The 22,598-nt window shown below is 32.5% G+C and carries 17 protein-coding genes, 5 tRNA genes and 2 pseudogenes; 14 read left to right on the top strand and 10 right to left on the bottom strand.

The features are described from left to right. Positions 1-70: 70 nt before the first annotated feature. Together HUE53_RS05640 and HUE53_RS05635 are read right to left on the bottom strand one after the other, a co-directional pair. Positions 71-955: an NAD kinase gene (locus HUE53_RS05640; RefSeq protein ID WP_014165010.1), complete on the bottom strand. Its 885-nt coding sequence runs from the start codon at positions 953-955 to the stop codon at positions 71-73. Between the two features lie 85 nt (positions 956-1,040). Next, positions 1,041-1,700: a CBS domain-containing protein gene (locus HUE53_RS05635; RefSeq protein WP_014165009.1), complete on the bottom strand. Its 660-nt coding sequence runs from the start codon at positions 1,698-1,700 to the stop codon at positions 1,041-1,043. A gap of 122 nt (positions 1,701-1,822) precedes the next feature. On the opposite strand from HUE53_RS05635, the gene HUE53_RS05630 reads away from it, so the two are divergent. The 6 genes from HUE53_RS05630 (at position 1,823) to clpX (ending at position 7,700) form a co-directional block, all read left to right on the top strand. Then, entirely contained in the window at positions 1,823-2,548 is a 726-nt protein-coding gene (locus HUE53_RS05630) for a pyridoxine 5'-phosphate synthase (protein WP_077225659.1), read from the top strand. A 345-nt stretch (positions 2,549-2,893) separates the two neighbouring features. After that, positions 2,894-3,679: an alpha/beta fold hydrolase gene (locus tag HUE53_RS05625; protein WP_014165007.1), complete on the top strand. Its 786-nt coding sequence runs from the start codon at positions 2,894-2,896 to the stop codon at positions 3,677-3,679. A gap of 35 nt (positions 3,680-3,714) precedes the next feature. Continuing rightward, the gene (locus HUE53_RS05620; RefSeq protein ID WP_014165006.1) at positions 3,715-4,053 is read left to right on the top strand and encodes a phage holin family protein; all 339 of its coding nucleotides are present in this window, start codon (positions 3,715-3,717) and stop codon (positions 4,051-4,053) included. Between the two features lie 95 nt (positions 4,054-4,148). Beyond that, positions 4,149-5,477, top strand: a complete 1,329-nt coding sequence (gene tig, locus HUE53_RS05615) for a trigger factor (protein ID WP_065212970.1) — start codon at positions 4,149-4,151, stop codon at positions 5,475-5,477. A 262-nt stretch (positions 5,478-5,739) separates the two neighbouring features. Continuing rightward, entirely contained in the window at positions 5,740-6,396 is a 657-nt protein-coding gene (gene clpP / locus HUE53_RS05610; RefSeq protein WP_014165004.1) for an ATP-dependent Clp endopeptidase proteolytic subunit ClpP, read from the top strand. A 74-nt stretch (positions 6,397-6,470) separates the two neighbouring features. After that, positions 6,471-7,700, top strand: coding sequence for an ATP-dependent Clp protease ATP-binding subunit ClpX (gene clpX, locus HUE53_RS05605; protein WP_014165003.1), 1,230 nt, complete (start codon positions 6,471-6,473; stop codon positions 7,698-7,700). A 243-nt stretch (positions 7,701-7,943) separates the two neighbouring features. Here clpX and HUE53_RS05600 read toward each other — a convergent pair whose 3' ends face one another. Further along, complete coding sequence (locus tag HUE53_RS05600; RefSeq protein ID WP_014165002.1) at positions 7,944-9,455, bottom strand: GH3 auxin-responsive promoter family protein; 1,512 nt, start codon at positions 9,453-9,455, stop codon at positions 7,944-7,946. Positions 9,456-9,552: 97 nt separating this feature from the next. Here HUE53_RS05600 and HUE53_RS05595 point away from each other — a divergent pair, with 97 nt between their 5' ends. Next, the gene (locus HUE53_RS05595; protein WP_065212971.1) at positions 9,553-10,347 is read left to right on the top strand and encodes a DUF2797 domain-containing protein; all 795 of its coding nucleotides are present in this window, start codon (positions 9,553-9,555) and stop codon (positions 10,345-10,347) included. Positions 10,348-10,560: 213 nt separating this feature from the next. On the opposite strand, the gene HUE53_RS05590 is transcribed toward HUE53_RS05595, so the two are convergent. Beyond that, on the bottom strand, positions 10,561-13,188 hold the full coding sequence (locus tag HUE53_RS05590) for an AsmA-like C-terminal region-containing protein (RefSeq protein WP_077225658.1): 2,628 nt from the start codon (positions 13,186-13,188) through the stop codon (positions 10,561-10,563). A gap of 106 nt (positions 13,189-13,294) precedes the next feature. Beyond that, positions 13,295-15,064 carry a signal peptide peptidase SppA gene (sppA, locus tag HUE53_RS05585; RefSeq protein ID WP_077225657.1) on the bottom strand — a complete coding sequence of 590 codons (1,770 nt, stop codon included), beginning with the start codon at positions 15,062-15,064 and terminating at the stop codon, positions 13,295-13,297. 120 nt (positions 15,065-15,184) lie between these two features. On the opposite strand from sppA, the gene folK reads away from it, so the two are divergent. Beyond that, a complete protein-coding gene (folK, locus tag HUE53_RS05580; protein WP_014164998.1) occupies positions 15,185-16,321 on the top strand; it encodes a 2-amino-4-hydroxy-6-hydroxymethyldihydropteridine diphosphokinase in 1,137 nt (378 codons plus the stop codon). 50 nt (positions 16,322-16,371) lie between these two features. Here folK and HUE53_RS05575 read toward each other — a convergent pair whose 3' ends face one another. Together HUE53_RS05575 and HUE53_RS05570 are read right to left on the bottom strand one after the other, a co-directional pair. Further along, complete coding sequence (locus HUE53_RS05575) at positions 16,372-16,905, bottom strand: RNA methyltransferase (RefSeq protein ID WP_014164997.1); 534 nt, start codon at positions 16,903-16,905, stop codon at positions 16,372-16,374. Positions 16,906-17,074: 169 nt separating this feature from the next. Continuing rightward, on the bottom strand, positions 17,075-17,593 hold the full coding sequence (locus HUE53_RS05570) for a DUF1573 domain-containing protein (RefSeq protein ID WP_014164996.1): 519 nt from the start codon (positions 17,591-17,593) through the stop codon (positions 17,075-17,077). Positions 17,594-17,732: 139 nt separating this feature from the next. Here HUE53_RS05570 and mutS point away from each other — a divergent pair, with 139 nt between their 5' ends. The 6 genes from mutS (at position 17,733) to HUE53_RS05540 (ending at position 21,042) form a co-directional block, all read left to right on the top strand. After that, positions 17,733-20,318, top strand: coding sequence for a DNA mismatch repair protein MutS (gene mutS, locus HUE53_RS05565; RefSeq protein WP_097609315.1), 2,586 nt, complete (start codon positions 17,733-17,735; stop codon positions 20,316-20,318). Positions 20,319-20,460: 142 nt separating this feature from the next. After that, positions 20,461-20,533: transfer RNA gene (locus HUE53_RS05560), tRNA-Gly, on the top strand. A 19-nt stretch (positions 20,534-20,552) separates the two neighbouring features. Next, positions 20,553-20,636: transfer RNA gene (locus tag HUE53_RS05555), tRNA-Leu, on the top strand. 88 nt (positions 20,637-20,724) lie between these two features. Continuing rightward, positions 20,725-20,808 (top strand) — tRNA-Leu (locus HUE53_RS05550). A 58-nt stretch (positions 20,809-20,866) separates the two neighbouring features. Then, a tRNA-Gly gene (locus tag HUE53_RS05545) sits at positions 20,867-20,939 on the top strand. Between the two features lie 19 nt (positions 20,940-20,958). Then, positions 20,959-21,042: transfer RNA gene (locus HUE53_RS05540), tRNA-Leu, on the top strand. Positions 21,043-21,176: 134 nt separating this feature from the next. Here the strand turns inward: HUE53_RS05540 and HUE53_RS14475 are convergent. The 3 genes and pseudogenes from HUE53_RS14475 to HUE53_RS05530 form a co-directional block, all read right to left on the bottom strand. Further along, positions 21,177-21,671 (bottom strand): annotated as a pseudogene (locus HUE53_RS14475) (ISL3 family transposase). Between the two features lie 12 nt (positions 21,672-21,683). Next, positions 21,684-22,007, bottom strand: a complete 324-nt coding sequence (locus tag HUE53_RS14470; RefSeq protein WP_317171807.1) for a transposase — start codon at positions 22,005-22,007, stop codon at positions 21,684-21,686. Between the two features lie 145 nt (positions 22,008-22,152). Next, positions 22,153-22,500, bottom strand: a pseudogene (locus HUE53_RS05530) (ISAon1 family transposase N-terminal region protein). Between the last annotated feature and the right edge of the window lie 98 nt (positions 22,501-22,598).

The raw sequence follows: 22,598 nt of genomic DNA, 5'->3' as shown, positions 1-22,598 counted from the left end.
TTTGTTGGTTTTTAATTTGTAAACTTATTTATTCCTAAACGAAAAAGTTTGCTGGCTAGTATTTTATCTGTTAATTTCTTCTGTCTTCACCAAAAAGTAATTTGTTTCGTAAGGTTTTTAAAAAGGTTTCCTCTGTTATTTCCACCATTTTAATTTTAAAGGGTGTTTTTTTAATAGTTAAAATGCTTTCATTTTTAACAGAGTTAATTCTTGAATCTAAGGAAACTAGATAGTTCTCTTCTCGTCCTGTTACTTTTAATTTTAAAATTGTACAGTCAGGAATGACCATAGGACGGGCATTTAAATTATGTGGGGCAATAGGAGTGATTACAAAACTTTCTGTTTCTGGAGTTAAAATAGGGCCTCCACAACTTAATGAGTAACCAGTAGAGCCTGTGGGAGTAGATATGATTAATCCATCAGCCCAGTAAGAGGTTAAATATTCATCGTTCAAATACGTTTCTATGGTTATCATAGAAGTAGTATCTTTACGGCTTACAGTAATCTCGTTCATGGCAAAATGTATGTCGTCTAGCGAACTCAATTTGGGAGAACAAGTTACACTAAGAAGTGTGCGTTCTGAAATGGTGTATTTTTTTTCCAGTACAAGGGTTAAGAATTTTTCAATGTTTTCTTGTTGTACATTGGCTAAAAAGCCTAGTCTACCTGCATTTATTCCTAATATAGGGATTCCAGAGTCTCTAACAAATGTAGCCGCTCTGAGAAAAGTTCCGTCTCCCCCCACACTCAATACCATCTGGTAAGTACTGTCTAAATCATTATGAGTGCTAAAAGTTTCTACTGTATTGGCAATGACTTGATTATCCTGAAGGATTTTTAAGAAGTTAGCCTCAATGGTAAATGCTATAGCATTTGTTTTTAGAAAACGGATTAACCGCTCTATAATAGGAGCAGTTGTGTTTTGGTAATATTGACCGTAGATGGCTACTTTCATGGTTGTTCTATTTCGATGAAGAAGTAAGGAGTGTTAGTATATCATTAACTTTAAAAAGGTTCTTTGTGTATATTATATATTAGGTTTAAATATTTAAATATTTATCTAAATAATCAGAACGTTCCTTAAGTGTTCTTAAATGTTCATCTTCTTGATGTTCGGATATGATTTCGTAATCATAGCGTCGGAATGTTTGAATGATCTCATTCAGACTCCCTTCTCCTAATTTTAATGTAATTTGAATTTTTTCTGTACTAGAATTGGAAATAAAAGCACCAAGTAATTTGGCATTATTGCCTTCTACTATTTGTGCTATTTGACTAAAAGAATAATCATTTATTCCTTTTTCAATAATTATAATACCTCCTAATTCACGTAGAAAAGGCGTTTCGTTAAAAACACGTATTACATCTTCTAATTCGTAATACCCGATATATTGATTGTTTAGGTCTAATACAGGTATGATATTGGTTTCGTTTTTGGCAAAATCATCTAATACATCTAGTAAAACAGAGTTGCTTCTAGTGAAAAAGGGATCAAAGGTATATCGGTATTCGGCTAGATTTTTGCTAAAATCAAACCCGTCTACATCTTCTGCGGCTACATTGCCAACAAAAACACCGTTTTCAGTTACTGGAAAATGCGAAAATGGATAATCGGTAAAAAAGTCTTGTGCAGTTGCTACCTCCTCATTAATGTCTAATGGTGTAAAGTCTTGATTGATATAGTCAATAAGTGTATTCATGGGTTAAGAATATCGTTTGAAAACGTTTTGAGTTGTTATTTAATTGCAAAATAATTAAAAAAATAGATAAGAGCATGAGTAAGTTTGTATTTTTGTTCCGTTTTATTAAAATATCGTTTTAAATGATTCAAAATAATTGTAAACTTAGTGTAAACATAAATAAAATTGCCACGTTGCGTAACTCTCGTGGAGCAAATACACCTAATGTAGTAGAAGCGGCTAAGCGCATTCAGGAATTTGGTGCACAAGGGATCACAATACATCCTCGTCCAGACGAGCGTCATATCCGTTATCAAGATGCGCGTGATTTGAAAGAGATAGTCTACACGGAATATAATATTGAAGGAAATCCACAACATAACTTTATTGATTTAGTGTTAGAATGTAAGCCTACTCAAGTTACTCTAGTTCCTGATGCTATAGGGGCTTTGACATCCAATGCAGGATGGGATACTATTTTGCATCAAAGATATTTAAAAGAAGTTATTGAGGAGTTTAAACGCAATGGTATTAGAACTTCTATTTTTGTAGATCCAATATTAAAAATGATAGAAGGAGCCAAAGAAACAGGGGCTGATAGAATTGAGTTGTATACTGAAACATTTGCGCATCAATACAATCTGGGAAATAAAGAGGGTATTGCGCCTTATGCAGCATCAGCTAAATTGGCCAATGAATTAGATTTGGGTATTAATGCAGGTCATGATTTAAGTTTGGAGAATATTCAGTTTTTTAATCAAAACATCCCAGGTTTATTAGAAGTATCTATTGGTCATGCGTTGATCTCCGAATCACTGTATTTAGGATTGGAAAATGTAGTAAATATGTATTTGAGAAAGTTGAAATAATTAATGATTGAATAGTAATAGTTTTTTGATTCAAGAGGCTTGGGAAAATATAGCGTACAATCTTATTAATTTATTTTGTGAGTAAGTGTGGATTGTTGGAACGTTACAGAGTAAATGTTAAAAAGAGACTAAAATTCTAAATTCAATCTTAAATAAAAATAGCTTCAATACAAAAGGTAAAAGAAATTTCTAGTGTAAAACTAGTAATAGTGGTGAATTGATTTCTAACTGGTTGTTTCCTAATTATTAATTGAGGCGTTGAATTCGGAATGTTAAAAAAATAAAAATATTAGATTTGTTTTTAGTCGCTTTTGAAGTGAGCCTGTAAAAACAAAGAAATTAAATATGAAATTACATAGTAATATACATGGAGAAGGAAAGAGTTTAGTTATTATTCATGGCTTTTTAGGAATGTCAGATAACTGGAAAACCTTAGCCTCTCAATATGCAGAACAAGGTTTTGAAGTGCATACTCTAGATATGCGTAATCATGGAAAAAGTTTTCATACGTCTGATTGGGGATATAATTTTATGGTTCATGATGTTGTGAATTATTGCAAACAAAATAATTTATTTGATATATCTGTAATTGGGCATTCAATGGGAGGGAAGGTAGCTATGCTCTTGGCTACAACTTATCCCGATTTAGTAGATAAACTAATTGTAGCAGATATAGGACCTAAATATTATGCGCCACATCATCAAACTATTTTACAAGCGTTAAATGCTGTTGATTTTTCGGTCAAACCCTCACGTTCGGATGTAGAAGATGTAATTTCAAAATATATAACGGATTTGGGAACCAGACAATTTTTATTAAAGAATTTGTATTGGGTTGAGCCAGGACAATTGGGTTTTCGATTTAATCTAAAAGTATTTACAGAAAAAACTTCTGTAATTGGCGAAGCTTTGCCATTTGAAAACCACTTTGATAAAAAAACTTTATTTTTGCGAGGCGATAAATCAGACTATATATCAGATAGTGATTTTGAAACGATTTACCATCATTTTCCAAAAGCAGAAATACTCAGCGTAGCTAATGCAGGGCATTGGTTGCATGCGGAAAACCCAAAAGATTTTTTAGAAAAAACGTTGTGTTTTTTGGAACGTTTTTCTTCAAATACGTTTTAGGAATAAAAAAATAATATTTTAAACCATATATAAAAATGAAATTATTGCAAAAATTCTTAATATCAACGCTAATTGTAATAGTGCTTTCTTATTTTATGAAAGAAGTACATTTTAAAGATATTACAACAGCTTTTGTTGTAGCCTTTGTTTTAGGGGTTTTAAATACCTTTTTAAAGCCAATATTAGTTTTCTTTACTTTGCCTATTACGTTTTTTACATTGGGTATTTTTTTGCTAGTTATTAATGCAGGAATGGTTCTTTTGTGTGCTAAATTGGTAGATGGATTTGTTGTAGAATCGTTTGTTACAGCCCTTATTTTTAGTGTCTTGATGTCTGTTTCACAATGGGTATTGTATAAGTTTATAAAAGACTAAAAATTAGTAAGTTGATTTTGATAAAATAAAATTTGTTGGGTGGTATAAATTATGTAATTTTGCGACCCAAATTTAGTACGTAAAAAACATATATAATGAATATTACAAAAACCAATATTGATGCGTTAAACGCAGTGGTAACTGTAGAAGTTGCAAAGAATGATTATGCTGAAAAGGTAGAGAAAGTTTTGCAAAACTACCGTAAAAACGCGAATATACCAGGTTTCCGTAAAGGTCAAGTACCAATGTCTTTAGTGCAAAAACAATACGGTAAAGCGGTTTTAGCTGAGGAGGTAAATAAGCTAATTCAAGAAAGTTTAAATAAGTTTTTAGTAGAAGAAAAATTAGATATCTTAGGAAATCCACTTCCTAAATTTACGGAAGATTTTAATTGGGATGCTGATGATTTTAAATTTGAATTTGAATTAGGTTTAGCTCCTGAATTTGATATAAAATTAGAAGGATCTAAAGATTTAACATACTATAATATTGTTGCAGATGATAAATTATTAGATGAGCAAGTTGTTAGAATTCAAAAACAATTTGGAAAAATGTCTTCTAAGGACATAATTGCTCAAGAAGATGATATTCGTGGTACTTTTGTAAATGAAGAAAAAGGAATCAACAAACCCGCTCAAATTACTTTAGATATTTTTGAAAACAAAGCCGTAGCAGACTCTTTTATAGGTAAAAAAGCAGGAGATGTAGTAGCTGTTCCAACAAAAGGCTTGTTTAATGATGATCATAAATTAATGGATTATTTAGGCCTAGGTCATGATGATGTTCACGGTTTAGATATTACTGTTGATTTTAAAATAGAAGAGGTTACTACAACTGAACCCGCTGAATTAAATCAAGAATTATTTGATAAATTATTTGGTGAAGGAAATGTGGCTTCCGTGGAAGATTTAAAGGCTAAAATCAAAGAAGATGCAGAAAAAACTTTTGCTCAACAAGCCGATCAAAAGTTCTATAACGATGCAACAGAATATTTAATTAATAACCACCAAGTTGAGTTGCCAGCCGAATTCTTGAAAAGATGGATCCAAACAGTTGGAGAAACTCCCTTAACACCTGAGCAAGCAGAAGTAGAATACGCACGTTCTGAAAACGGATTGCGTTACCAGCTAATCGAAAGCAAGATCATCGCATCTAATAATTTACAAGTTACCTTTGATGATCTAAAAGGATATGCTAGTGATATTATCAAAAAACAAATGGCACAATTTGGTCAGTTAGATCCTTCACAAGAAGATGTAGATAATATCGTAAGCCGTGTAATGACTAATCAAGAAGAAGTTCGTCGTTTGTCTGAGCAAGTAATGAGCGAAAGATTATTAAATGTGTTTAAAGAAAAATTAAACGCACCTACTAAAGAAGTAACTTATGATGAATTCATCAAAGCTATGTATGGTGAAATCTAATATGTGAGAATTTGTATGTTTTTTCTTGAATTTTATATTTTAAAATAATCAAAGAAATAATTTGCTTTTGTAAACTTTTAGACTTTCTTCGAAAGAAATCATAAAAAAAATACGTAAGTTTGAGCGTCAAATGTTTTGTTTGACGCTTTTTTGTTGACAAACTGTCATTAAAAATAAAAAGGTCTAAAAATTGTAACGAGTTTAAAACGTTTGATTAATAATTTTAAACTTTTAAACCTCTAAACTTTTAAACTAATAGTAAATGAATTACGGTAAAGAATTTAAAAAATATGCTACCAAGCATCATGGTGTAAATAGTATGTACTATGACAAAATTGTTAGTAGTATGACTCCTTATGTAATTGAAGAACGTCAATTGAATATTTCGCAATTAGATGTTTTTTCACGTTTAATGATGGATCGAATCATTTTTATGGGCACAGGAGTCGATGACTATATGGCTAATATCATTCAAGCACAGTTATTGTTCTTAGAAAGTGTAGATGCGTCTAAAGACATTCAAATATATATTAATTCTCCAGGAGGTAGTGTATATGCAGGTTTGGGTATTTATGATACAATGCAGTTTGTAAAACCTGATGTGGCAACTATTTGTACAGGTATGGCAGCTTCTATGGGGGCAGTGCTTTTATGTGCAGGAGCAGAAGGAAAACGTTCTGCTTTACCACATTCAAGGGTGATGATTCATCAACCTTCAGGGGGGGCACAAGGAGTAGCAACCGATATGGAAATAAACTTAAAAGAAATGTTGAAATTGAAAGATGAGTTATACCAAATTATTTCTCATCATTCAAAACAACCTTTTGAAAAAGTATATAAAGATTCCGAACGCGATTATTGGATGAAAGCCGATGAAGCAAAAGAATACGGAATGATTGATGAAGTTTTAAGAAGATAATTTTTTCGTCTAAAGTTCAAAGTAGAAAGCCAGAAGACTTTTAGCTTTGAACTTTACGACATTTGACTTGAATAATGGCAAAAGAAATTTTAGAATGTTCCTTCTGTGGAAGGAGAAAACCTGAAACCAATTTATTAATTGCAGGTATTGATGCACATATATGTGATCATTGTATCGAGCAAGCACACGGAATTGTTTTAGAAGAATTAAAAGCAAGTGGATTATCTAAAGTAACTGATTTAGTTTTGCAAAAGCCAAAAGAAATTAGAGCTTTTTTAGATAAGTATGTCATAGGACAGGAACAAACCAAAAAGGTTATTTCAGTTGCGGTATATAATCATTACAAGCGTTTAATGCAGTTGGATCACGGAGATGATGTTGAAATTGAAAAGTCAAACATTATTATGGTGGGGCAAACAGGTACAGGAAAAACCTTAGTAGCTAAAACAATTGCTAAAATGTTAGACGTTCCGTTAGCAATAGTAGATGCAACAGTGTTAACTGAAGCAGGTTATGTGGGAGAAGACGTCGAAAGTATTTTAACTCGTTTGTTGCAAGCAGCGGATTATGATGTGACGAGGGCAGAACGCGGTATTGTATTTATTGATGAAATTGATAAAATCGCGCGTAAGAGTGATAATCCATCTATTACACGTGATGTTTCAGGTGAAGGAGTGCAACAAGCTATGTTGAAGTTGTTAGAAGGAACTGTTGTTAATGTTCCTCCTAAAGGAGGACGTAAACATCCTGATCAAAAATTTGTAGAAGTTAATACTAAGGATATATTATTTATTGCGGGAGGTGCTTTTGATGGAATAGAACGTATCATTTCGAAACGTTTAAATCGTCAAGCAATGGGCTTTGGAGCATCTAAAGAAACGGATAAGATAGATGAAACCAATCTGTTGCAATATGTAATTCCAAAAGATATTAAAGATTTTGGGTTAATTCCAGAAATCATTGGTCGTTTGCCTGTATTAACGTATATGGATCCCTTAGATAAAGCTACTTTGCGTGCTATTTTAACAGAACCTAAAAATGCACTCATCAAACAATATAAAAAATTGTTTGCTATGGATGAAATCGAGTTTACTATTACTGATGAAGCATTGGATTTTATTGTAGATAAAGCGTTAGAGTATAAGTTAGGGGCTCGTGGTTTGCGCTCGTTATGTGAGGCTGTTCTAACAGATGCAATGTATGAAATACCAAGTTCAGATGAAAAACAATTAAATGTAGATAAAGAGTATGTGGAAGTTACTCTTAATAAAAATTTACTTAAACGTTTAGAAATAGCATCGTAAGCAAAATAGGCTGTCTAAAATTTTAAAAATGATGCTTGTTTATCATTTTAATAGAAAACTTTTTACAAATCAGAGATGTGATTCTTCTTTGTTTGAATGATAAGTAAGACCTTTTTAGGCAGCTTTTTTGTATTTATTATCCTATAACCTAAACGGTATGGTTTGTTCTTATAGGGCTACCTCTTCAAAAGAAGAACAATCTCTCTCTTTGATCAAATATGATTTTTTTAGAAGGATATGAGTTTACTGCATTTCCAAAAGACTGTTTAAATATTCACGAGAGTTTGATAAGCGAGGCACTTTGTTTTGACCACCTAATTTCCCTTTTTCTTTCAGCCAATCATAAAACAGATTTTCACGTGCAACGTTTATTTTTAAAGAATTTAGAGTCATGTTATTATATCGTTTCGCTTCGTAGTCAGAATTTAGTGATTGTATAGTTTCGTCTAAAATTTTACCAAACCGTTCCATACACTCTGGATGTGTTTTAAACTCAATAATCCATTCGTGAGCTCCCTTTTCTTTTCCATCCATAAAAATGGGGGCAACGGTGTAATCTTTTACTTCACAATTGGTTACTGAACAGGTTTTTGCGAGTGCTTTATCTGTGTTTTCAACCATTAGTTCTTCTCCAAAGACATTGATATGATGTTTTGTTCGTCCTGTAATGCGAATCCGATAAGGGGATAATGATGTAAAACGAACGGTATCACCAATTAGATAACGCCATAAACCAGCGTTAGTAGTAATTATGACCGCATAGTTTTTGTAAAGTTCAACTTCTGCTAGACGGACTACTTTTTGATCTGAGGTGCCGTATGTATCCATGGGTATAAATTCATAAAAAATGCCATAATCTAACATGAGTAATAAGTCGCTTGAATTATTAAGATCTTGTATGGCAAAAAAACCTTCAGAGGCATTGTATATTTCGTAGTATTTAAAGTCTGATTTAGGAAGTATTTTTTTGTACTGTTCACGATACGGCTCAAAACTTACACCGCCGTGAAAATAGACCTCTAAGTTAGGCCAAATGGAAAACAGGTTTGTTTTTCCAGTTTCTTCCATAAGCTTGTTAAGCAATACCATCATCCAAGAAGGAACCCCAGCAAAACTAGTTACATTTTCTATTTTAGTTTCATTGACGATTGCTAAAAGTTTTGTTTCCCACTCGCTCATTAAAGAAGTTTTGTTAGAAGGAGTGCTGCTTAATTCAGCCCAAAAAGGCATATTATCAATAAGTATAGCAGATAAGTCTCCAAAAAAGGTATTGTTGTCTTCGTATAGTTGTTTGCTACCTCCTAAGCGTAGGCTTTTTCCAGTGAAAAGCTGAGAGTTTTCATTGTTGTTAAGATACATACAAAGCAAATCTTTACTGCCTTTGTAATGACAATTTTCAAGAGCCTCATTACTTACAGGTATAAATTTGCTTTTAGCATTAGTTGTTCCACTTGATTTAGCAAACCATTTAATCGGTTGATGCCAAAAGACATTTTGTTCTCCTTTGCGAGTACGCTCAATTAAAGGTTCTAAATCTTCATAGTCAGAAATAGGTACCCTTTCCTGAAAAGTATGATATGTTTTTATTGATTGAAAATGATAAGTTTTACCTAGTACCGTATTTTCTGACTGACGAATTAGGTTCATCAGTAGCTCTTCTTGTACTTCATTTGGGTATTTTAAAAAAAGTTCTATTTGGTGAATGCGTTGTTTTAAAACCCAAGAGGCAATAGAATTTATAATTGGTAAAGGCATTATAATCGTGAATTTTGAATTTTGATTTTTGAATCATAACTTTACGCTAAAATAAAAAATAAATTGATTACCTAACATTTAAAATCAAAAATCTATTATGACTTTTCAAGGCGTACTTACCAAAATGCAAACGGAGTTTGTTAATCCCATTGAATACTATCTAGTCTTTGAAAATTCTTTTTTAAATCTTAATCAGTTATTAGGTAAATCAATTGAGTTTCTTCATGTTGGTTATCAGTGTTTAGAATGTGGGAAAGAAAAAAAAATTTTCAGACAAGGTTTTTGTTATGATTGTTTTATGGCAAGTGCATCAGCGGGTGATTGGATTATGAAGCCTGAATTAAGTAAAGCGCATTTAGATATTGAAGATCGCGATTTAGAATATGAAAAAAAAGTACAATTACAACCTCATATAGTATATTTGGCTCTATCAAGTGAAGTGAAAGTAGGGGTAACAAGAAAAACGCAAGTACCTACTCGATGGATAGATCAGGGAGCTGTACAGGCTATTCCGGTTGTTGAAGTTCCAAATCGTTATTTGGCAGGTATAACTGAGGTGGCATTAAAAAAAAGATATGCTGACAAAACAAACTGGCAACGTATGTTAAAAAATGAAGTGCCTGAAGTAGATTTGATAGCAGAGCGTAATAATTTACAATTTATTTTGCCTCAAGAGGTACATGAGTATTATCATCCTATTGCAGATGATTTATATAAAATTCAGTATCCCGTTTTAGAATATCCTAAAAAAGTAGTGAGTTTGAATTTAGAAAAAACACCACATTATACAGGAATTTTAAAAGGAATTAAAGGGCAATACTTAATATTTGAAGACAATACTGTTTTTAATATTAGAACCTATGAAGGTTACGTAGTAAAGATTGATCTATAATATTTTTTATACAATATAAAAAAATACAAAAACTGAGAGTGTCCAAACGGGTACAATCCTACTTCTTTAAACCAAAGAGAGGTTTGAATAAAGTGAACAGGAAAAGTCAAATTATGGTGTTGATAATCTGATTTTTCCTGTTGTGTAAAAGATAAACTAGAGATTAATAGATCCCTTTTTAGACATCCACAGCTCTTTGTTTTTAATAATTAATTATTTTTTTCTACCAAAAAGACCCTCAAGAACTTGGTTAGCTGTATTTTTAATAGCTTCTTTTTTAGGATCTTTTGTAGATGTTGAATCTTTTCCTTTTTTATTTCCTCCTAGAATGTTGCTAAGAGCATCAACTCCCTGATTAAGATATTTGTCTTTTTGTGACTTCGCAATTTGTAAGGCTAAGTTGGAGCTTGCTTGTTTTAGGTCTGTAGTTACTTTTGGTGATTTAAAATTACCTGTCATCAACGCGTTAATAGGAACACTTTCAATTCTTGATGCTTCGTTAGGACTCAGTTTTGCTAATAACTTATTTACATCACCTCCTAGATATTTAGCTGGTACATCTAATTTGATATTGTAATTCATGTTTTGATCAAAACCATGTGTGCCACCTACTTCAGCTACGATGTCCTGATATTTTATTTTAAATGGTTTAACAATTACACGTCCTTTATCAAATGCTAAATTGGCTTTAATATCATTTAAATTGATTTTTTTGATGTCTAAAAACTTTAATTGAGATCCTAATGCACTAAGCATTTGTGAATTATTAGCATTTATTGAAGCAGAAAGTAATTGTCCTAATAAGTCCCCTGTTAAAGTCTTAATATCTGGAGTTAATTCAACAGCATCTAAATTACCATTTAGCTTAATAGTAGAATTAAGCTTTCCAGTGATAGCTCCTGCTATAGGTGCAATATTTTTTAGTAGATTTAATTGAGTAAAAGATTGGGTAATATCCACCTTGTCGAGGTTTAAATTCATATTAAATGTTGGAATATTGCCTTTTGTAGATACAAGTCCATTAAAACCAATAGTGCCGTTAAAAATGTCTGTTTTTACGTTTTGTAACGAAACAGTTTCATTTTTAATCATCATTTTACCTGATACATTTTTAAGTGTTAAATTATCATATACAACTGTGTTTGCTTTTGCGCTAATTGTACAATCAAGAAAAGCGGGTATTTTAACGGCTTCTTTTTTTCCTTTTTTAACAGAAGAGTTTGCTCCGCTGTTAGAGGTGTTTGAATTAGGATTGTTTGTTGAGTTTACTGGAGCAGGAGCCATAAAATCGGCAACATATAACTGGTTTGAGCCCATATTAAAATTACCTTTTAAGGTTTGTTTTCTGAAGAAAAAGCCATAGAAATTTTCTAGTATACCATTTATCTTTAAGTCCGAACTCCCTGTTTTCATATCTAATTGATTCAGTTTAATCTGGCTATTCGTAAAACTAACCTGAGCTAGTTTTATTTGAACTGGTTTAGCCATCTCAGGACCAGTATAGTTAAATCCAGTTAAATGTAAAGTGCCTGCATTTTTAATTTTTTCATACTCGTTCTTTTCAACAGCTTGCATGTTAAATTCTGTTGTTATGTCTGCTTTTAGAATTCCAGAAAGGGGTTTGTCTATTTTTATAGGGTACGCTTTTGTGAAATTGCCTAGATTAATAGTTCCTTTTAGAGCTGCGTTAACATGTGGATTCGTAGCTACATTTTTGATAGACGCTTTTGCGTTAAAAATGTCTTGATCTATTTGAAAAGATAACTGGTCTAGATTTACATACGTATCATTTAAAGCGCCGCTATCGTTAATTATTTTAGTGTCAATTACAATGTTTCGGACTGATTTTGGAAGTTGGGGATATTGAAAAGAAGCATTATTAGATGCTATAGCAATATTAAATGTAGGGATTATATTTTCTTTTAGTTTTCCTTTTACCTTACCATTTATTGTAAAATCGCCTGATGTTTTTACGGTTTCTAAATTGCCTGCATATTGCGCAGGGACAAGACCTAAGAAGTTTTTAAAAGAAGAGGTAGGTGTTTTAAAAGTTAAGTCATAAAGTTGTTCCCCTTGTAGCATTTGTATAAACCCATTGAACTCTAGAGGAAGTTCGTTGATTTTTGCCTTATTTTCCTTAAAGGTATACTTATTAGCAGATAAGTCTATTCCTAATACGGCATCTAATGTAATGACTACATTTTTCATATAGTTCATTTTATCCATGTCAAGAGAAACTTTAGCAACAGATTGAGTTTCTAAATCTAATTTTTGAGAGCCAAAGTCTCCTTTTCCGCTATGTTGTATACTGTCTAAAACCATTTTAATTTTGGAACGCTCATCATAGAATTTGAAACGAAAATTTTCAACAGCATAATTTTGTATGTTCATTGAAAATGGTTCGCTTTTTTCATTAGTACTAGAAGGGTCATTCGTTTTTTTAGCAATATCAAAATTTCCTTTGCCTTCTTTATTGAAAAGGATATTGGCTAACCCGTTTTTAATGCTGATTGACTCTAGGGACATGGGGTCTTTTTTGTCTTTCCAAAGTTCAGTTACAGACATTTTTAGATTTAGTTCGTCAAAAGCAACAAGGGTATCCCCTTCAAAAGGCGCATGATTTATGATGATAAATTTTTGTAAGGAAATAGTAGCTTTTGGGAAACTTTTAAATAAGCTTATATCAGCATCAGCAAATGCAACTTTGGCATTTAGATTTTCATTAATGGTTTCTTGAATTTTGGCTTTTATTGTATCTTTAAAAAATAATGGAATGCAGGCTAAAACCCCAATTATCATTAATAGAGAGGCTCCAATACCTATAAAAATTTTCTTTTTCATTTTATAATCTTTTTTGAAATTGTATCTTGTAAAGCTTTTTAGCTTACACACAAAAATACATAAAAAAAATCCGCTTTAATATGAAAACGGATTTTTGTATTATACGTTAATTTATTTTTAACTCATAAGGAAGTATTAATTGCATCCCCTTTCGATTATTCATTCGTTTTATTTGATGAATCATTTCTAAACCTTCTTCGCCAATTTGTTCTTTTAAGAGATTTTCGCGAGTTTTAAAGAAACTTATAAATCCGCTCTTTTCAAATTCATCAAAGAAATTTTTTTCAAATTCAGGATACGATATTGTGTTATAATCTTTTGCTTTCGAAATAGTAGCTGCGTAAGCTATGGCATCGTCTAGTCCTCCAATTTGGTCTACTAATCCAATTCTAAGGGCATCAGAGCCACTCCAAACACGGCCTTGTGCTATAGCATCTACTTGTTCAAAAGTCATTTTACGCCCTTTAGCCACACGGTTTACAAATGTTTTATAAATATTTTCAACACCCTCTTGTGTAAAGTTCCTAAAATCAGTGTCTATTGGTTCAAAAACACTATATCCCGATGCGTTTTTATGAGTTTCTACCGTTTCTGTATTGATACCATATCGTTTGCTGATTTCGGATAAGTTTGGTAGCATACCAAAAACTCCAATAGAACCAGTTATTGTACTTGATTCCGCAAAGATTTTGTTGGCATTACAAGCTATGTAATAACCTCCAGATGCAGCCAGATTGCCCATAGATACAATTACTGGTTTTGTTTTTTTGGTTAGTTCTATTTCTCTCCAAATTAAATCAGAGGTTAGGGCGTTTCCTCCAGGACTATTAATGCGTAATACAATAGCCTTGATGTCTTGGTCTTCACGAGCTTCTTTTAATGATCTTTTCATAGAGCCTTCTCCCACAGTATTTAGATCCCCTTCTCCCGAACCTATCTCACCTTGTGCATAAATAACAGCAATTTTTTCACCTAAACTAAATTCTTCATTACTAGCTAATTCTTTGGAATAATCAAGGATTGTTACAGTGTTATAATCTTCGTTATTAGCTACTTTTAATCTTTTTTTGATGTCTTGATGATAAATGTCTTCATATGCTACTATATCTACTAGCTTATGACGTTTTGCTAACTCAGGTGTACGGGCTAACAAATCAGTTGCTATTGCATTCAAATCCATTACAGATACGTTTCTTGATTGAGCTATATCCTCAACTACAGCCTTCCAAATAGAATTTAAAAAAGTACTAATTTGTTCACGATTTTCAGAACTCATAGTGTTCGTCAAGAAAGGTTCAACAGCACTCTTGTATTTTCCATGTCGGATTACCTCCATTTTGATGCCTGTTTTATCTTGAAAATCTTTAAAATACATTACTTCGCTAGATAAGCCTTTAAACTCTAATTCGCCAACAGGATTTAAATAAATTGTATTGGCAACAGAGTTTAGATAGTATTCTTTTTGTGAATAGGTATTGCCGTACGCTAATATAAATTTTCCTGATTTTTTAAAGTCTTCTAGTTGATCTCTAAGAGCTTTGGTTTGAGCAATACCCAGATTGAGCGTGTTGTTTAAAATAGAAATTCCTTTTATTTTGGTGTCTTCTTTAGCCTGTTGGATTGCTTTTAATATATCTGTTAAGCCTTCCCCTTTTCCTTTCTCGTTTAAAAAAGGCATATCTTCATAATTAAATTTTCCAGCATAATCTTCCGTTATTTTTTCTAAATTTAATATCAGTACGGAATTGTCTTTAATTTCTATTTTTTCTTTTCCGCCAGCTAGTAAAGTGCCTAGTATAATAATGCTAAAAAAGCAGATCATGCAGAATATGAAAAGACCAATTATGCTTGCTAATACATTTTTTAAAAAATTCATTGTTTTGTTTTTTACAGATTAGTGTTTAAAAAATTAAAAAAGTTACATGAAAAAATAAGTTATTAACACAGATGCAAATATACTTCTATTCTCCAATTCTTTTTAGTTACTTTGCCAAGCATGGGAATACAAAAAAAAGTTATATTATCTTTAGGGAGTAATCAAGGGGAGAAACTTGATCATATAATGACTTGTATACAGTTGATTCATAATAAAATTGGATTGGTTCTACAAGTGTCAAAGTTGTATGAAACACCTGCTTGGGGGTTTGAAAGCGATGCTTTTTATAATTGTGCAATACTTATTCATACCTCTTTTACGCCTGAACAAGTTTTAAGGAAAATAGGAGGTATAGAAAAAGAAATGGGTCGTCAAAGGAAGAAAGAAGTAGGCTATGAATCCCGTATTATTGATATAGATATTGTAGCGTTTGATGATCAGGTATTAAATACTGAAAATTTAATAATTCCGCATCTTCACATGCAAAACAGACGTTTTGTGTTGTACCCTATGAAGGATCTTGGGGTAGAATGGGTGCATCCTGTTTTGTGCAAAAATATAGATCGTTTGTTGTTAGACTGTCCAGATACTAGCTCTTGTGAAGTAGTTGCTGAACTAACGGCTCCTATTAAACAGTTTGATGTAGATAAACTAAATTACATAGCTATAGAAGGAAATATTGGAGCAGGTAAGACTACTTTAGCTTCCAAAATAGCAGCAGATTTTAATGCTAAATTAGTTTTAGAACGTTTTGCAGATAATCCTTTTTTGCCTAAATTTTACAAAGACCAAGGACGTTATGCTTTCCCATTAGAAATGTCATTTTTGGCGGATCGTTACCAACAGTTAGCTGACGATCTGTCGCAATTTGATCTTTTTGCAGATTTTGTAGTGGCAGATTATCATATTTTTAAATCCTTGATTTTTGCAAAGGTTACGTTACAAGGTGATGAGTTTCGCCTTTATAAAACCCTATTTGATATTATTTATAAAGAAATGCCCAAACCTGATTTATACGTATACTTATATCAGAACACCGATAGATTACTCAAAAATATAAAAAAGAGAGGGCGTAGTTATGAACAAGAAATACCTGCAGAATATTTAGATAAAATTAATAAAGGGTATTTAGATTATATTAAAACGCAATTAGGATTAAATGTATTAGTAATAGATGTTTCTGATTTGGATTTTGTAAAACGACAGGAGGATTATGTAATTATCTTGCAAAAAATACAAGAAAAATTAAATTGCTAGAAACACTGAAAAGGATTAAAGGGATTTTATATAAAAACCTTTAATCCTTTTTATTTTTTGTTTAGTTTGCAAAACAAATCCCAGACAACAATACCTGTACTTACAGAAATATTCAAAGAATGTTTAGTGCCCAGTTGAGGTATTTCAATGGCTCCATGGCAAAGTTTTACAGCTTCTTGATTTACTCCAAAAACTTCATTTCCAAAAACCAAAGCATATTTTTTAGTAAGTTTAGGTTGAAATTGATCAAGGAATATTGCGTTTTCAACTTGTTCAATAGCATATACTTCAACTTCTTCTTTTTTAAGATTTTCAATAACCTCTAACACGTCTTTATGGTATTCCCAACAAACCGTTTCAGTTGCTCCTAAAGCTGTTTTATGAATTTCTTTGTTAGGAGGCGTGGCGGTAATTCCACATAAATAGATCTTTTCAATTAAAAAAGCATCACTTGTTCTAAATACAGAACCAATGTTGTGAAGGCTTCGTATATCGTCTAATATGATAATAAGAGGTGTTTTTTGAGCTTCTTTGAACTCCTCTACTGTTTTGCGTTCTAATTCGCTATTCTCAATTTTTCTCATCGGACAAATTTACATTTCTTTCGATAATAAATAATGTTGTTTTGTATATACTGTTGTTAATTCGTTAGTATTATCTATGATAAGGGAGGGGTATAAATTGCTGTTTTAGTAGAATGAAACAAAAAAGCCCTCCAAGGAGAGCTTTATAAATCTTTAAAAAAGCTTTTAATTACTGTACAGTCGGACCTGTTGGTTTAGCATCTAGAGGGCTAGTTGGTGCTGGTTTAGCCACAACATTACCTGTAATGTGCAATACTTTGGTAGGATTATCTTTCATGTTTGTAGTAACCGTTACCGATTTGTTAATAGCTCCTACACGGTTTGTATCATATTTAACACCAATTACAGCTTTTGCTCCTGGAGCAATTGGCTCTTTAGGAAAAGAAGGAACAGTACAACCGCAAGAACCTTGAGCGTTTGAAATAACCAATGGTTCGCTACCATTGTTAACAATAACAAATTCTCTTTTTCCGTCAGCACCTTGTTCAATTGTACCATAGTCTATAGTTTCTTTTTCTACATACATCCCAGGGCCTGATACTTTTGTAATTTCAAATTTTGTTTCTTCTGTTTTTTTAGCTACTTCCATTTTTGCTTTTGAAGCGGCCTTTTTTGCTTTTTCTTGAGCATTAGATGATAAATTTCCTAAAAATACTATTGTTGCTACTGCTAGTATTGCCTTTTTCATAATTGACTTGTAATTAGTTATACACAAATGTAAAAATATTTGATCAAATATTACGCCAAAATAAGTAAATTCGTCGCGATTAATCAAAAAAATTAACGTTTTGTCAGTAAAAGCTAAAACACCTAAGGAAACTCCTCTAATGAAGCAGTATAACGAGATTAAGGCTAAATATCCAGATGCTTGTTTGTTGTTTAGAGTGGGCGATTTTTACGAAACCTTTGGAGAGGATGCTGTTCGCACAGCTCGTATTTTAGGAATCACTTTAACAAAAAGAGGGAGTGGAACAGAAAGTGAAACGGCCTTGGCGGGGTTTCCACATCACTCTTTAAATACGTATTTGCCAAAATTGGTAAAGGCGGGTTTACGTGTGGCTATTTGTGATCAGTTGGAAGATCCCAAAATGACCAAGACTATTGTAAAACGCGGAGTAACAGAGTTAGTTACTCCTGGTGTTTCTATGAATGATGAGGTGTTGATGTCTAAATCTAATAACTTTTTGGCTTCTGTTTATTTTGGTAAGAAACAATTAGGTGTGGCTTTTTTAGATGTATCAACAGGCGAGTTTTTAACTTCTGAAGGAAATGCGGATTATGTAGATAAATTATTGCAAAATTTTAATCCAAGTGAGATTTTAGTTCCTAAGCAGAATAAGAAAGAATTTGTAGGACTTTTTGGTGAAAATTTTCACGCCTTTTATCTTGAAGATTGGGTATACAAACAAGACTATGCAACTGAAAGTTTGATTAATCATTTTCAAACCAATTCTCTAAAAGGTTTTGGAATAGAAGAGTTAGAGCATGGTGTTATTGCTTCAGGAGCTATTTTGTATTATTTATCCGAAACCCAACATAATAAAATTCAGCATATAACCTCTATTCACCGCATTGCAGAAGATGCTTACGTTTGGATGGATCGTTTTACTATTCGTAATTTAGAGTTATATCATAGTTATAATCCTAACGCTGTTACCTTGTTAGATGTAATAGATCGTACTCTTTCTCCTATGGGAGGACGCTTGTTAAAACGATGGTTAGCTCTTCCGCTAAAAGATATAAATAAGATTAAAGGACGCCATGAAGTAGTTGGTTATTTTAAAGATAATCAAGATCTATTGTGTCAAGTTCAACAACAGATTAAGCAGATATCAGATCTAGAACGTTTGATATCTAAAGTGGCAGCTGGAAGAGTTTCGCCAAGAGAATTAGTGTATTTAAAAGATTCTTTAGATGCTATTGAACCAGTTAAGACACTTGCTTTAAAAAGCACTCAGGAGGCGGTGAAAGTAATAGGGGATAGTTTGCATGCTTGTGAATTGCTAAGAGAAAAAATTAGTAATACACTAAATCCAGATGCACCAGTGGCAATTAATAAAGGAAATGCCATTGCGCTAGGAGTAAATGAAGAATTAGATGAATTACGAAATATTTCAAATTCAGGGAAAGAGTTTTTGGAAGCAATAGAAAAAAGAGAATCTGAAAAAACTGGTATACCATCTTTGAAAATTTCTTTTAATAATGTTTTTGGATATTATATAGAAGTTCGGAATACACATAAAGACAAAGTGCCTTCAGAGTGGATTCGTAAGCAAACATTGGTAAATGCAGAACGCTATATAACAGAGGAATTAAAAGAATACGAATCAAAAATATTAGGAGCCGAAGAAAAAATTCATCAATTAGAAATGTCTTTGTTTGAACAGTTAGTAACTTGGGTTGCAACCTATATTAAGCCTGTTCAGCATAATGCTAACCTCATTGCTCAGTTGGATTGTTTGACTTCGTTTGCGCAACAAGCAATTGAAAACAATTACGTGTGTCCAGAAATTAACGATACGTATGTATTAGATATAAAAAACGGACGCCATCCAGTTATTGAAAAACAATTGCCTATAGGAGTGCCGTATATAGCCAATGATGTGTATCTTGATCGAGACCTCCAACAAGTGGTTATGATTACAGGGCCTAATATGTCAGGAAAATCAGCTATACTAAGACAAACAGCGCTTATTGTTTTATTGGCACAAATGGGGAGTTTTGTACCCGCTGAAGCCGTAACTATGGGCGTGGTTGATAAGATATTTACGCGTGTGGGAGCTAGTGACAATATATCTATGGGGGAGTCAACCTTTATGGTGGAAATGAATGAAACCGCATCAATCCTAAATAATATATCCAATAGAAGCTTAGTTTTGTTGGATGAAATAGGGAGAGGAACGAGTACGTATGATGGTGTGTCTATTGCATGGGCTATTGCAGAGTTTTTACATGAAAATCCAGCACAACCCAAAACACTTTTTGCTACTCATTATCATGAACTTAATGAGATGACAGAAACGTTAACTCGAATTCAAAACTATAATGTGTCTGTAAAAGAATTAAAAGACAATGTGCTATTTATCCGTAAATTAGAAAAAGGAGGAAGTGCGCATAGTTTTGGTATTCACGTGGCTAAAATGGCTGGAATGCCGCAAACAGTTATACAAAGAGCGGGTAAGATTCTAAAAAAATTAGAAAAAAATCATTCTTCGGAGGTTTTAAACGGTAAAACAGCACAAGGGAACTTAGGCAATGAAGAAGAAGAAATGCAACTAAGTTTTTTTAATTTAGATGATCCTTTGTTGCAAGAAATAAAAGAAGAAATTCAGAATTTAGATATTAATACCTTGACTCCCGTAGAAGCTTTAATGAAACTAAATGAAATCAAGCGTATGCTTGCAAAAAAATAATTTTTTAGAAATTTAAAGAATTGAATCTTAAATATTTAAAAAAAGTTTTGATTTTTTTTTATTTAAGTATTTGTAAATACTGATTCTTGTTGTATATTTGCACTCGCAATACGGAAGTAAGGCAATGTTCTTTAAATTAAATGCGAAAATAGCTCAGTTGGTAGAGCGCAACCTTGCCAAGGTTGAGGTCGCGGGTTCGAACCCCGTTTTTCGCTCTGTTACTAGAATAGCAACGCTCGAGTGGTGGAATTGGTAGACACGCTGGACTTAAAATCCAGTGAACATTAGTTCGTGCGGGTTCAAGTCCCGCCTTGAGTACAAAAAATCCTTTCAAAAGTAGGAAAGGGATAAAGTAATTTAATTACTTTATATACGTTCATGGTTGCATAAGTTTTAAAAAATATACGCTCGAGTGGTGGAATTGGTAGACACGCTGGACTTAAAATCCAGTGAACATTAGTTCGTGCGGGTTCAAGTCCCGCCTTGAGTACTAAATTTTTAGAAGTATTTTTTAAACCAATTTGTAATTTACAGTGCTAATTAAATTTGCGAAAATAGCTCAGTTGGTAGAGCGCAACCTTGCCAAGGTTGAGGTCGCGGGTTCGAACCCCGTTTTTCGCTCTGTTACTAGAATAACAACGCTCGAGTGGTGGAATTGGTAGACACGCTGGACTTAAAATCCAGTGAACATTAGTTCGTGCGGGTTCAAGTCCCGCCTTGAGTACAAAGCCCTCTATTTATAGAGGGCTTTTTTTATGTCTTAAAGTTTTATTCTCCCAAAGCGATCAAGATAAAAGTTGTAGTTTTGTTATTACTAGAGAATGGAGTATGACGTGGATCAAGAACAAAAGTTGGAGATTATGCAAAAAGATTGGATAATCTGAATAAGAAGAAATCTATTTTTCTCACCCCTCTAAAGTGACTTCTAAAGGCTTTTATTTTAGCATTAAAAGATTCAGTAGCTGCATTAGTACTTCTATTATCAAAGTAGTTTAGTATTGATTGATAATTGAGTGTTATTGTATTTAGAACAATGTTGAAGTTTTTAAATCCTGATTCTTTTACTGTTCTATATCAATGGGCTAATTTTAACATTGCAACATTTTTATCGTTATTGGTGTTGTAGATATTTCTTAATTATTGAGATAAATGGTATGCTGTTTTTATCTCTGGATATAGTTCAAATAGAATTTCAGCTCTTTCTTGTTGGTTTATCGTCCATTTTTGGCGAGATTTATAGAGTAAATACCTGTGTTTAGCTAATAATTGCTTTGGGGAATCACCATTGGGTAAAATTTGTGGAATATGTGTTTTGTTTTCTGATTTTGCTTTTATTATGGCTTGATTTTCCATATCTGTAGCTTTTCATCGGTATTTGATTCTGATTTCTTGTAAGGCTTCTAAGGCTCGTTTTTGGGCATGGAATCTATCGGTTACTTGTATTGCTTTTGGAAAACATTTTTTAGCTATCAATTTCATAGTATTGGCCATATCTAATGTTATTTCTTTGACACAATTTCTTTTTTCAGGATCAATTTTACGGATATGTTCTATGGCTTGATCATCCTTTGTTCCAGCAATAATAGCTACTAAGGAACTTTTTTTACCTTTGAATTTTTTGTTGGTTACAATAGTGTAAAGTTCCCCCTGATACAAAGCTACTTCATCAATTGATAGATGTGTCCCCATATTTTGGGGATAAATAATCCATTGATGCGCGTGTTCTCTTGGTTCCCAAGAACTAAAGGAACTCAGATGCTTTTTATACTGTCTTTGTAGTTTTTTACCCTTAACTCCAAAGAAACTACCAATAGTTTGAGATTCTATAGCTGTGTTATCGATTGATTTCTTTTAAAAAAGATGCAAATTCTTGCGTCATACGTGTTTCTTTAGCTACTAAATTCCAATCTCTTTTAACTATCTCACCTGTGTTTTTATTAGTCCAACGACGACGTTTTATGTGTAAATACACAAACTTTCCTCTTAGTGGAAAATCTTAAATTGTTATTTCGTCTGTCAAGTCTTTGGAGGCTAACTCTATGTTGTCAAACTCTTTTGGAGGTTTTGCTTTTTCTTCAAAATAAAGATGTAGGTTTTCTTCTGAATTATCAACTGAAATTATTTCAAAATAATCAACTAGAAAATCAGGAAGCATCAATTTTAAAAGAGTTATAGGGTCCATAATAGTGTTTAAATTTGACAAAAATCTCCTTTTTTAATTAAATTCTCCCCAACTTTTGTTCTTGATCCGATTTTTGACTTGATCCTTTTTTGCTACAT

Origin of the sequence: Flavobacterium columnare, from assembly GCF_014844295.1 — a bacterium.
GTDB classification, from domain to species: Bacteria; Bacteroidota; Bacteroidia; order Flavobacteriales; family Flavobacteriaceae; genus Flavobacterium; species Flavobacterium columnare.
This window is presented reverse-complemented; position numbering and strand designations above follow the sequence as displayed.